The organism is Paenibacillus rigui, assembly GCF_002234615.1.
Lineage (GTDB): Bacteria > Bacillota > Bacilli > Paenibacillales > NBRC-103111 > Paenibacillus_S > Paenibacillus_S rigui.
On record NZ_NMQW01000012.1, the window covers coordinates 138,271 to 150,679 of the forward strand.

Genomic DNA, 12,409 nt, shown 5'->3' on the forward strand with positions numbered 1-12,409 from the left:
CAAGTCAATGAATGGTGCAAATGGTGCCTGTCCTAAAAATGGGTCCATGTAGGCAAAAAAAGGACGCTGATTCCTTATCGGATTCAGCGTCCTTTTTATTTTCCTAGTATTGTACCAGAGAAATAATATCGATGTTGCCCAGCTTCTCGCGTCCATTCAATTCATCCAGTTCAATCAGAAATGCAGCGCCGACGACTTCGCCGCCAAGCTGCTTAACCAAGTTGATCGAGGTTGCAATCGTTCCCCCTGTAGCCAGCAAATCGTCTGCAATCAACACTTTTTGACCGGGCTTTATTGCATCTTTGTGCATGGCCAGTTTATCTTTGCCGTATTCAAGCGCATAGTCTGCCTCGATCGTTTCTCCAGGCAGCTTGCCGCTTTTGCGGATCGGAATAAAACCAATCCCAAGCTCAACGGCAAGCGGAGCTCCGATAACAAAGCCGCGCGCCTCAGGGCCGGCGATCACATCAATCTCCTTGTCTCTCAGCTGGCGTGCCAGTTCCTGGATGACCTGTTTATACACAGTACCATCCTGCAATAAAGTTGTGATATCTTTAAAGCTGATGCCTGGCTGAGGAAAATCCTCAATGACACGGATATACGATTTGAAATTCATACAATTCCCTCCAATAATTTGAGATGCGTGTTCGGATCGGCGGCCCGTATGAGCCATTCATGCAATTGCTGCGCACTGGAGTACAGCAGTACCTGCTCAACTTCCATGTTTTGTTGGCGTTTCTGATATTGTCGGGAAGCAGCCAGATCTTTTTTGGCCGGCTGCGGAATGGCTGTAATGCCTGCACTCGTTTGTTGAATAAAGCCCAATTCGATAAACACATCCAACATGAACTGTACCAGGGAAGCAGATAGCCCTGAGCGTCTGGAAATCGCATCCACCAGCGTGGCTTTGGCCAATGTTCGCCCCCCCTGCTGCTGTACCGCGCCATATACCTTCTTGAACATGTCCCTGCTTGGCAAGGAGCTTTCGTTTCCGCCGCTATGCGACCCGAATAGCGCGTACCATCGCTGGACTTGGCTTGCCTGCTCTACCGCCTGCTTCAAAGCCGCAAGCGTCGGAGGCAGATCGTACAATACAAGGTCCGTCCCGTTTGTCCAAGGAGCAGATTCGGCCAGCTTGTTCAGAGGTATAAAACGATCCTCCAGCACCGGGTCCAGCTCCCATATCGGGTAAGAGTCCATTAGCTGCTGATGGGTTCGGATCTCTTTGGCATGAAAAACGACAAGGTGCGGAACCATCGGCGCTTCTCCCCCACGTCCAAGCAGTCTTAAACGCTCTGTAAGCTCTTTAAGCTTTCCTTCAATGTTAGATGCCCCCCGCCAGTCAAAAAGCTGAATATGAGGAATACGGACATCCTGGAGGATCATCTGCGGCTTGCGTACGCCATTCCATTCATTCACTGACAGCTCACCCAAAACATCAATCTCAGCCGTAGACGAGATCCAGGGAACGATGGCTCCTTTATTGAACCCGATCGAATCCAGCGCAGCCGACGTTTCAGCCTCCGGCTGAACCAAAGTCATTTTAACATGCTGCTGCTCTTTTCCGATCATCCTAAGCTCCTGATAGCGTACGCTCGGAATTACGAAGCGCGGGGTCGGATTTCCCATGCCGAATGGACTGAGCTGCTCAAGCTGACGGATCGTTTCAATACCGACTTCTTCCAGCTTGCTGACGACATCGGCTTGAATGAGCGGAGAATAATCTTCCGGCCGAAGCCATTCCTCAGCAAGAAGGTTCAGCCGCCGTTCAAGCTCCGGCAAATGGCCCGCATCCAATGTCATTCCGGCAGCAGCCTGATGCCCGCCGTAATGATCCATGAGATCCTGGCAATGGGTCAAAGCCTGGTACATATCAAAACCGGCAATGGAACGGGCGGAGCCTTTGGCCATGCCGGATTCTTTATCTATTCCCAGTATGATCGTCGGGCGGTATACCTTATCCACCAGCTTGGAGGCCACGATACCTATAACCCCCACATTCCATTGCTCCTGAGCCAGAACAATAACCTTGGGCAGTTCACCTAACTGCTCTATCCTTTCCTCGAGCAAAGCTGCGGCTTCCTTGGTCATCTCTTCCACGATCCGCTGTCTTTCTTTATTTAACATATCAAGATCGTTGGCCATCTGTTCTGCTGCCGCGTGATCCTCGGAAATAAGCAGACGAACCGCAGCATCCGCATCGTCCAGCCGACCACTGGCATTTATTCTTGGTGCAAGCGCGAAGCCGATGTGCGTTGCATTCACATCCTTGACTGCAATCCCGGCCACATCCAGCAGTGCCCGTATGCCTTTGTTCGACGTAGACTTCATGCGTTCAATACCTTGTCTCACGATGACGCGATTCTCATCCAGCAGGGGCATAAGATCTGCAACGGTGCCGATGGCTGCGAATTCCAGCAGCTCTTCCGGCCATCGCTGAAGCAGCGCCTGCGCGAGCTTCAAAGCTACGCCCACACCTGCCAGTTGTTTGAACGGATAAGGACATCCGGGCTTCTTCGGATTAATAATTGCTAGGGCCGCAGGCAGCCGTTCCGGCGGCTCATGGTGATCCGTCACGATGACGTCGATGCCGAGATCATGGGCATACTGGATTTCATCCACAGCGCTAATCCCGGTATCTACCGTTATGATGAGCTGGACACCTTGTTGATGCGCCATATCCATGGCCGGCTTGTTCAGGCCATAGCCTTCATGAACTCGATGGGGGATGTAATAATCGAAGTTAGCGTTTAGCTGTCTCAGCAAATGAACCATGAGTGTCGTACTGCTAACCCCATCGGCATCATAATCTCCATAAACGCGAATTTTGTGCTCCTGTCGAAGTGCTTCTTGGATCCGAGCTACCGCTTGATCCATACCATCTAAAAGGAACGGATCGTGTACCAGATCCGTTCCTCCAAATAAGAAAGCTGCCGCATGCTCTTTGTCCGTGATACCCCTCACGACCAACAGTCGGGCTACGAGAGGAGTAATATGCAGCTCGTTCGATAATTCCTCCACCAGACGAGCATCCGCCTCGCTTATTTTCCATCTTGCCCGTGCTTGAAGCATGAGTAACCTCCATTTAATGCAATAAAGTAGGATAATGATCCGTGTCGGAATCCACATTATTCTTATATGGATATCCCGGATCATAAGGATTTACATGAATATGAACATCCGATACATGATGAAATCGTTTCATCAGTGCTTGTTTGGCCAGTCGTGCAATCTCGTGTCCTTCCTGAATGGAGATTCGCGGGTTAACACTGATTTTAACATCCACCAATACGTAATGACCGTGCTCTCTTGCCCGCAGCTCATCCACTGCAATGACACCTTTAATGGTCTGAACTGTCTGAATCAATGCTCTGGCGTCCTCTTCTTGCAATAAATGCTCCATATGATTATGTATGGATTGCGTAACCAGGCGATAGCCCATTCGAAGCACCAATACGGCGATGAACACACCGGCCAGCGGATCGAGATAATAAAGATAAGTATAACCTGAATAATTCCCTAATATGGCCCCCAGCACGCCGAAAAAGGCAGCAATGGAAGCATACATATCCGAACGCCGCTCCCATGCATAAGCCAAAACCTGTTGGCTGGAAAGCTGCTTCCTCAGCCTGTATTTATATTGAAAAATGACCTCTTTAATAACAATGGATATCGCAATGGCAAGTAGAGCAGTCGCCTTAGGGGCAGCATCTACACCATGATAAATCGCCTTTGCGGAATGAATAGCAATCTCGCATCCGATGGCAAGCAGCAAAACCGATAAGAAAATCGTAGTCAACGTTTCGGATTTGGTCTGACCATGGGCGCGATCTTCATCCGAAGACAGCCTAGCGTTACGAAGACGGGCAAGCACGGCAAAAGAACCCGCTGCGTCTGAAGCCGAATGGAGCGCGTCCGCAATGAGCGCTTTACTTCCGGAGAAGTAACCCACTCCCCCCTTCAAGACCGCAAGTCCAAGATTGCCGATAATTCCGATCCAAGCGCCTGTTTCGGCTTTTTGCACACGTTCCTCAGTCATGGGGCCACTCCTTAAGTGAATTGATAGAAAGGCCGCGGAAATAAATATTTACGCGGCCAGCTATTATTCTTTTACTGCAGCAGCCCTGGTTTTAGAACCTAGCGACTTATTCTTTAGCAGATAGTACAGAGGGCTGGCGATACAAATAGAGGAGTACGCCCCTGAAGTCAAACCAATTATCTTGGCAAGAGCGAACAGCTTAATCGATTCACTGCCGAAAATAAACAAGCACAGAGCGGCGACCAGGACAACCACGACCGTATTGATATTTCTGGCCATCGTTTGCCAAATACTGTTGTTCAGCATGTTAGACAAATCTTCCGATGTTTTCAGCCGTGTAAACCGGAGATTCTCCCTGACACGGTCAAAAATAACAATTTTATCGTTGATGGAATAACCGATCGTTGTCAGTACCGCAGCAACAAAGGGCAGGTTTACTTCGAACCGGCAAATCGCGAATACCGCAATAACAACAAATGCGTCATGCAATATGGCAATAATCGCAGCAATAGCAAACCGCCACTCAAATCGGATACTTACATAAATACAGATGGCAACACTCGCAATAGCGACAGCAATCATTGCTTTAAACCCTAATTCACGGGCGATATCCGGCGAAACGGTATTCACTTCCTGGGAAACTTTATCACCGAAGGCCGCTTTCATGCCTGTATTGATCTTTTTCACATCAGCCTCGGACAGAATCGTATCGTAACGAGCCGAAATATGGTCGTTATTCCCACTGATGGAAACGACGGAAGGCTTCAAGCCAATGCTTTCAAAGGTTTGGTCCACCTTTTCTCTGGTTACCGTCTGTCCCGCATTAATATCAAGAGAGGTTCCTGCTTTAAAGTCTACGCCGTAATTTAAACCGAAAGCAACAAGCACGATCAAACCGATCAGCAAAATGGCGATGGAGGCGCCGAAAAACTTGTTGCGGTTTTTCATGAAGTCAAAATGATTCTTATAGTCCACGGATTTCCGCCTCCTTTACACCGTAGAGAGACGGCTTATTGAACTTACCGCTCTTGATCAGCATGTGGATGAGCAGACGAGAGAAGAATACATTCGTCAATACGCTCAAAATAATACTCATAATTGTCGTTAAAGCAAAGCCTCTGATGGCTCCGTTCCCAACATAAAAAAGAACAACACCTGAGATCAGGTTCGTAATATTCGCATCCATGATCGTACGGAAGGAATGCTTGGAGCCTGATTTCAATGAGGAAAGCAAGCTTTTCCCGCTGCGGATCTCTTCTTTAATCCGTTCATACGTAATGATGTTGGCATCGACAGCCATACCAATCCCGAGTACGAAGGCTGCAATCCCCGGAAGCGTTAAAGTGGCGTTCATCCAATCAAATACGGCCAAGAGCAGCCATACATAGGTAATAAGCGTTACTGCCGCCACCAAGCCGGGCAGTCTGTAGAAGATAACCATAAAGAGCAAGATTAGTATCGAGCCGATTAAGCCCGCTTTCACCGTTTGCTGCAAGGACAGTTGACCCAGCGAGGCTCCTACGACCTGAGAATATTTCTCGGTTAGTTTCAACGGCAGGGCGCCCAGATTAATCGTATCTGCCAATTCCTTGGCTTCCTCGTACGTATAGTTACCGGAGATCGTAGCTGCTCCGTCCGACAGTACACTTTGAACGGTAGGTGCGGAAAGCTGACGCTCGTCCAAATAAATAGCAAGCGGTTTGCCGAGCAGCTTCTCAGTAACCTTCTTGAATTTATCCGCATCTTTTACTTTAATATTGATTTGGGCACGGTTCGATTGGTCAAAGCCGACCTTAGCCGCTCCCTCCACGAAATCGCTGCCGACCATTTCCTTCGTTCCATCGGGACCGCGGAAAGTAAGCTCTGCCGGCTCCTTCATGCTCTTGCGCACTTCTTCTTCATTCTGTACATCCGGCAGCCGAACGCGGATCCGGTCGGTCCCTTCTGTCGTTACCTCCGGCTCTGCAACACCGAGGGAGTCAGCACGCTTTTCCAAGCTGCGAGCCGTTTCTTTCAGGGCGTCTGACGTTACTGCCTTACCCGCCTCAATAGGCTCTGCAACGTACAGGATTTCAAACCCACCTTTTAAATCGAGCCCCAGCTTAATCTTGCTAACCAAGTGCGGGGTTGTGAATCCAGCGGCAACCAAAGTGATGACCACCACTAGAAAAAAGGCAACAATCCTTTTCATATAAAATACGATCTCCTTCCAGTCTCAATATGCCTATTATACCTACCTGCGAAAAACGAGTCAATTTGACAATTTTAGCAAGCGCAAAGCGGTTTTTAGCTTTTGGAAAAAAACAACCCTTCCATTATTTGAAAGGGTCGGTTTTATATATGCTCATGGTCATCCAATTCATAAAGCTTGTCACTTTCAAAGACAAAATATCGTTGACAATTTTATGCAGAGGAGGAACGCCTGTTTTACGATATTTATCGCTTACACATTCCCATATTTCCTGGCCTGTCACGTGCTCGTACCCGATCATACGGAATTCCTCGGCCTTGCTGTTGCATATACTCTCGATCATTTGATTCAGTTCCTCGTCGGATAATGGCTCTTCTGTTGCCTCCGGCTCCGAACGAACCGGCTCCTCCGATTCCTCCTGAGGCTCCAAGATATCGGCAATCCGTTCATCTTGCTCCATTCCATCATCTCCTGCCGCACAGCTTCTATCACTTACACATATTCGCTGTTCAAATGTCTTTTCCTCCCTTGCCGGGCAATTTGATAAAAATTGTGCATGCCCTGGGACAGGTTCAGCATATCCATTAAATAATCAAGGGGAGGAAGAAGGAATCCAAATGACGAAACAGTCGTTCATTCATGGCACGATGATATTGCTCGCAGCAGGCATTGTTAACCGAATTCTCGGCTTCATTCCCAGAATCACACTGCCGCGGCTCATTGGAGCAGAAGGTGTTGGCCTATACCAGATGGGGTACCCGTTTCTTATCGTTATTCTAACATTGATTACGGGCGGTCTGCCTATTGCAGTGGCCAAGCTGATCGCCGAAGCCGAAACGGAAGGCGACGAGAGCCGGGTACGCCGTATTTTCCGTATGGCGCTTGCTTTTTCCACGCTGGTAAGCGTCATTTTTTCCCTTATCAGCCTGCTCGGCGCCTCATGGATTACGAACCGTCTATTTACCGATTCCCGGGTGTACCTGACCTTTGTCTGTATGTCCCCGATCATTATTTTCGTCGGTATAGGTTCGGTATACAGGGGATATTTTCAAGGTAGGCAAAATATGATTCCCACCGCCTTGTCCCAGGTCGTTGAAACGGTGGTGCGTATTTTTACCGTTCTGATATTTGCTTATATGATGCTTCCCTACGGAATTGAATACGCAGCGGCTGGAGCTATGATCGGTGTTCTGATCGGGGAAATTTGTGCCGTACTGGTCTTGTTTATCTCTTACCGGCGGAGCAGGCGCAACGCGCCAAGCCTCCCCCTTGCCAAAATAGGCTCCCGGCTGATCGGACGATGGGCTGAGCTCAAGCACCTGCTTCGTCTGGCTGTACCAATTACAGGAAGCAAGCTGGTAGGGTCCTGCTCTTATTTTTTTGAATCGATCCTGATCGTTCAAAGCCTGGCCATCGCGGGGGTGTCTGCCAAGCTCGCGACAGCCCAGTACGGCGCGCTTCAAGGAATGATCATGCCCATTCTGCTGCTGCCAAGCGCACTGACGTATTCCTTATCGGTTTCTTTGATTCCTTCCCTATCCGAAGCGGCTGCCCAAGGTGACATGAAGACCATCCATGCAAGGCTGCACCAATCCCTAAAGCTGGCTTTGGTAACAGGGGCTCCTTTTGCCATGCTCATGTTCGTTCTTGCTGAGCCGCTCTGCCACTATATGTATGGGAATGCACAAATTGCCCCTATGCTGAAAATGATGGCTCCTGTGGCATTATTTATATACTGCCAAGCTCCCCTTCAGGCGACCTTGCAGGCTATGGACCGTCCCGGCAGCGCTCTTGTGAATACCTTGACCGGGTCCGTAGCAAAGCTGGCTCTCATCGTGTGGCTGGCCAGTAAGCCGGAATTCGGTATTCTCGGGGCGATTCTGGCAATCAATATCAATATTGTGCTGGTTACGGTTTTGCATTGGCGCAGTGTGGTCAAGCTTCTGAAGTTTCGGATGCATGGTACGGATATTGCCAAGGTAGGCGTGGCTGTTATGATTTCAGGATGGATCAGCTTCGGTATCATGCAAATCGAATGGTGGGACAGCGGAGTCGTGCGCTTTGTATCGGCGTGTGCCGCAGGCATGCTTTTCTATTTGGTCTGCTCGATATGGCTAAGACTGATCCAGCGCAGCGATCTGCTGCGGGTGATATGGCTTAGCAAAAAGTTCGTCAAGTAAGCTTCACCTTTTGCGGTCAATAAACCATTTTCCCCGATGATCAATGGTACAGAAGAACACCTCTTTAAAGTCTCGTATCCCCTTGGATTGCAGCTGGCTTTTCAGCCAAAATCGTGTCTTGCCAAGCTTCTCCAAGCTCTCATCCTGTACTTTCCCATCCATGATCAAAGGAAGCGGCAGCCCTTCATAACGGAATTTAACCTGCTGCCCTTCCTGCAGCTTTTTCTCCTCGGCTTTCTTTTCCACGACGGTCAGCTTGCCAGAGGGCTCCAATATAGCAAATTCCACGTCGGCTACGTTCGTCACCTTGCTTTGGCGCAGCTGCAGCAGCAGATCATCCAGGTTATACCTGTGCTGCTTCATCACTTTCCGGTCAAGCTGTCCGTTCTGGATAATATAAGCGGGCTTCCCCTCAAAAAGTCGCCGAAGCTTCTCGCTTTTCAGCGATACAAAAGCAATAAGTATTTGAATGCCGACCAGCGTAAACATAGGGAGAACCCCTTCCAGAAGCGGCTTTCTCATGTCTTCCAGTACAAAAACTGCGATCTCCGCAATCATAATTGAAATGACCAAATCAAAGATGGACAGCTTCCCGATCTCCCGCTTCCCCATAATACGCATGGTCAGAAAGACAATGAAATATACAAGCACTGTGCGAAAAAAAAGGGTCAACATATCCGTGGGCTCCTTCCTCAACCTGAGTACAGGGCTTATTTCCATGGATATTTTGACCTCAGTACAGCAATGTCATGCAGCACGGACGTTTACGAATTGTTGGCAAAACATAGGATAGCCCGCTACAGCACAAAGACTAGATTACAACCAAACCAGGAGTACGTAAGCACTGGCCCTCAGAAGAGATAACAATGTATTCAGCCCGCCGATTTTCATAAAAGAACAACCTGTACTATTTTTATGTACGTGCCCATACAATGATGATAGAAGAGTTTGTGACAAAGGAGGAACCGGCGCCATGAAACAATCCCCTTTATTTTCAGGGTTAATGTACTCCATGATTTTTATGCTGATCGGAACGGTCATGACTTCCATGCTCATGCTTATCACAAGCCTGCAGGAAAGCTCGCTATTCGGCTATACGATGTCCATTCATGGGATTGCTATGTTTATCGGAGGCATTGTATCGGGGAAACGGAGCAGCAGTAAAGGGTGGTATCACGGCGGTTTTCTAGGTATCGTGTACACGCTTGTCATCTGGCTGATCGGCTTCCTGGCTTATGATGCGGGCATCACGAAGGAAACTCTCTATTTATTGCTGCTCTCTTTTGCCGCTGGCGCACTGGGAGGTATGATCGGGGTTAATGTCAAAAAGTAAGGGAGGCTCGCATCATATGTCACCTCCCCCCCGCCAAACAAAAAATGCGAGCCCCTTAATCGGGAAGGCTCGCATTTGCTGTCATTACTTTTTCTCGTCGCCGGCTCCGGTACTTGATACCGCATTTACCGCGGAACGCTCGAACGTAAGCTTGGTCACATCGTTTACACGCAAAATGACCGTGTCATCCGTGATCTCCAGAATCGTTCCATGAAGTCCACCGATGGTTACGACTTTATCGCCTTTTTTCAAATTACCCAGCATCATTGTGCGTGTTTTTTGACGTTTTTGCTGGGGACGAATCAATAAGAAATACAGGACGACGAACATTAAGACCAACGGACCGTATGTAATTAAATAACCTTCTAACCCCTGCGCTTGAGCAGGTGCATCAGCTGCTAACCACATCGAAATCCCCCCTTTCCCTATACTATACGTTTAAAATCCTTTTCCGTTTTCATCTAAACCGTACTTTTCAAAAAAAACATTACGGAAATCCAACAGCCGGTCCTCTTGTATCGCCTGTCGCACCTGACGCATCAACTCCAGCAAGAAGTGAAGGTTGTGGTAAGTGGTCAGACGGATCCCAAAAGTCTCATCCGCTTTGAGCAAATGCCGGATATACGCGCGGGAATAATTTTTGCACGTGTAGCAGGAGCATTCCGGATCCAATGGGCCAAAATCTTCAGCATATTTGGCGTTACGGATGACAAGACGTCCAGAGCTCGTCATACAGGTACCGTTACGTGCGATGCGCGTTGGAAGCACGCAGTCGAACATATCAATCCCGCGGATGGCTCCTTCTACCAAAGCATCAGGAGAACCTACCCCCATCAAATAGCGAGGCTTGTTAAAAGGCATTAAAGGGACGGTATACTCCAGCACTTCATACATCAAATGCTTTGGCTCGCCCACGCTTAATCCCCCAATAGCATACCCCGGGAAATCCATGGAAGTCAACTCAGCGGCGCTCTGTTTACGCAAATCCTCGTACATTCCGCCCTGAATAATTGCAAACAAGGCTTGCTCCTTCGGACGGGAATGGCTTTGCAGGCATCGCTCAGCCCATCGGGTTGTACGCTCGAGCGATTGTTTGGCATACGCGTGCTCCGCAGGGAACGGTGGGCACTCGTCGAAAGCCATCATAATATCCGAACCAAGCGCATTCTGAATTTCCATCGCCTTCTCCGGCGATAGAAACAGCTTGTCCCCGTTCAGATGCGATTTGAAGGCAACGCCTTCCTCGCTGATTTTGCGCATATCGCTGAGGCTGAATACTTGAAAACCGCCGCTGTCGGTAAGGATCGGGCGATCCCAATTCATAAAACGGTGGAGTCCCCCCGCTTGCTTCACAATCTCATGTCCGGGACGCAAAAACAAATGGTAGGTGTTGCTCAAAATAATGTGGGCATCCATTGCTTTCAGCTCTTCAGGACTCATCGTTTTCACAGTCGCTTGCGTTCCCACCGGCATAAAGGCGGGCGTTTCAATAACGCCGTGGGGCGTATGGACCCGTCCCAAGCGGGCTCCGGATTGTTTGCATGTTTTGATGTGTTCATATGTCACTGCAGGCATGTTCGTCACTTCTTTCTATAATTACCTCTACTAATAAATAAACATCGCATCGCCGAAGCTGAAGAAACGATATTCCTGTTCGACCGCTTCCTTGTAAGCCGCCATAATCCGCTCTCTGCCGGCCAGCGCACTGATCAGCATCAGCAGTGTGGATTTAGGCAGATGGAAATTCGTCAACAGCGCATCCACGATCTTTAATTCGACCCCGGGATAAATAAAAATATCCGTCCACCCGCTGCAGGCCGTAAGCTGACCCGGCTGTGTACTCACACGAATAGCGGTTTCCAGCGTTCTCGCCGACGTTGTGCCTACCGCAACCACCCGGTGGCCGCCGGCCTTGGCCGCATTGATCCGATCGGCAGCCTCTGCACTGACCTCATAGTACTCCTCGTGCATCGTATGGGATTCTACATGGTCCACTGCGACAGGACGGAACGTCCCCAGACCGACATGCAGTGTAATATAGGCTAATTGTATACCCTTTTGTTCCAGCCTATGCAAAAATGACTTCGTAAAATGCAGGCCAGCCGTCGGGGCAGCTGCCGAGCCTTCATGCTTTGCATAAACGGTCTGATACCTTTCCCGTTCCGGCAGCTGTTCTTTAATATAGGGAGGCAGCGGCATATGCCCCAGCCGGTCCAACAGCTCGTTGAAGATGCCTTCATAAGAGAAGCGCAGCACCCGGCTGCCCATCTCCCGTTCTTCCTCCACCGTTGCCGTAAGCAATGGCTTGGAGCCCTCGCCCTGCTCCTCGGCTCCGAAGGCAATGACAGAGCCGGCTTTCAGCCTCTTGCCCGGTCGAACCAGCGCTTCCCAGCGATCGCCTTCGAGCTGCTTCAGCAGCAGGACCTCCGCTTTGGCTCCGGTATCCGCCTTCACGCCAAAAAGCCGGGCTGGCAGCACCCGTGTATCGTTCAACACGAGTACATCCCCGGCTTCCAAATAATCGATTAACGACTCAAACGTCTGATGGCGGATCGCTCCCGTTTCTTTGTTCAAGGTCAAGAGCCTGGAAGCGGTACGATCCTTCAAAGGGGTTTGTGCAATCAATCTTTCCGGTAATTCATAGTCGAACCATTCTACTTGCATAT

General features: G+C 49.4%; 12 protein-coding genes. 2 read left to right on the top strand and 10 right to left on the bottom strand.

All coding sequences use genetic code 11. The features are described 5' to 3' along the window. Positions 1-103: 103 nt before the first annotated feature. The 6 genes from CF651_RS08180 to CF651_RS08205 all read right to left on the bottom strand — a co-directional run bounded on the left by CF651_RS08180 (position 104) and on the right by CF651_RS08205 (position 6,690). Positions 104-616, bottom strand: a complete 513-nt coding sequence (locus tag CF651_RS08180; RefSeq protein WP_094014365.1) for an adenine phosphoribosyltransferase — start codon at positions 614-616, stop codon at positions 104-106. After that, the gene (recJ, locus tag CF651_RS08185) at positions 613-3,072 is read right to left on the bottom strand and encodes a single-stranded-DNA-specific exonuclease RecJ (protein WP_094014366.1); all 2,460 of its coding nucleotides are present in this window, start codon (positions 3,070-3,072) and stop codon (positions 613-615) included. The genes CF651_RS08180 and recJ overlap by 4 nt, the downstream gene beginning before the upstream one ends. A 13-nt stretch (positions 3,073-3,085) precedes the next feature. After that, on the bottom strand, positions 3,086-4,039 hold the full coding sequence (locus tag CF651_RS08190; RefSeq protein ID WP_094014367.1) for a cation diffusion facilitator family transporter: 954 nt from the start codon (positions 4,037-4,039) through the stop codon (positions 3,086-3,088). Between the two features lie 63 nt (positions 4,040-4,102). Next, entirely contained in the window at positions 4,103-5,014 is a 912-nt protein-coding gene (gene secF, locus CF651_RS08195; protein ID WP_094014368.1) for a protein translocase subunit SecF, read from the bottom strand. Continuing rightward, positions 5,004-6,230 carry a protein translocase subunit SecD gene (gene secD / locus CF651_RS08200; RefSeq protein WP_094014369.1) on the bottom strand — a complete coding sequence of 409 codons (1,227 nt, stop codon included), beginning with the start codon at positions 6,228-6,230 and terminating at the stop codon, positions 5,004-5,006. Before secD ends, secF begins: the two co-directional genes overlap by 11 nt. Positions 6,231-6,354: 124 nt before the next feature. After that, positions 6,355-6,690, bottom strand: a complete 336-nt coding sequence (locus CF651_RS08205) for a post-transcriptional regulator (protein ID WP_094014370.1) — start codon at positions 6,688-6,690, stop codon at positions 6,355-6,357. 157 nt (positions 6,691-6,847) lie between these two features. On the opposite strand from CF651_RS08205, the gene spoVB reads away from it, so the two are divergent. Beyond that, on the top strand, positions 6,848-8,410 hold the full coding sequence (gene spoVB, locus CF651_RS08210) for a stage V sporulation protein B (RefSeq protein WP_094014371.1): 1,563 nt from the start codon (positions 6,848-6,850) through the stop codon (positions 8,408-8,410). Between the two features lie 3 nt (positions 8,411-8,413). Here the strand turns inward: spoVB and CF651_RS08215 are convergent, their stop codons facing one another. Continuing rightward, positions 8,414-9,085: a DUF421 domain-containing protein gene (locus tag CF651_RS08215; RefSeq protein WP_094014372.1), complete on the bottom strand. Its 672-nt coding sequence runs from the start codon at positions 9,083-9,085 to the stop codon at positions 8,414-8,416. A gap of 298 nt (positions 9,086-9,383) precedes the next feature. On the opposite strand from CF651_RS08215, the gene CF651_RS08220 reads away from it, so the two are divergent. Next, positions 9,384-9,743, top strand: coding sequence for a TIGR04086 family membrane protein (locus tag CF651_RS08220; RefSeq protein WP_094014373.1), 360 nt, complete (start codon positions 9,384-9,386; stop codon positions 9,741-9,743). Between the two features lie 84 nt (positions 9,744-9,827). On the opposite strand, the gene yajC is transcribed toward CF651_RS08220, so the two are convergent. Genes yajC through queA form a run of 3 tightly spaced genes read right to left on the bottom strand, consistent with a single transcriptional unit; the run spans position 9,828 to position 12,407 of the window. Further along, positions 9,828-10,151 carry a preprotein translocase subunit YajC gene (gene yajC, locus CF651_RS08225; RefSeq protein WP_094014374.1) on the bottom strand — a complete coding sequence of 108 codons (324 nt, stop codon included), beginning with the start codon at positions 10,149-10,151 and terminating at the stop codon, positions 9,828-9,830. Between the two features lie 30 nt (positions 10,152-10,181). After that, positions 10,182-11,318 (bottom strand): tRNA guanosine(34) transglycosylase Tgt, encoded by a 1,137-nt coding sequence (tgt, locus tag CF651_RS08230; protein WP_094014375.1) that lies wholly within the window; start codon positions 11,316-11,318, stop codon positions 10,182-10,184. Between the two features lie 30 nt (positions 11,319-11,348). Next, positions 11,349-12,407 (bottom strand): tRNA preQ1(34) S-adenosylmethionine ribosyltransferase-isomerase QueA, encoded by a 1,059-nt coding sequence (gene queA, locus CF651_RS08235; protein WP_094014376.1) that lies wholly within the window; start codon positions 12,405-12,407, stop codon positions 11,349-11,351. Between the last annotated feature and the right edge of the window lie 2 nt (positions 12,408-12,409).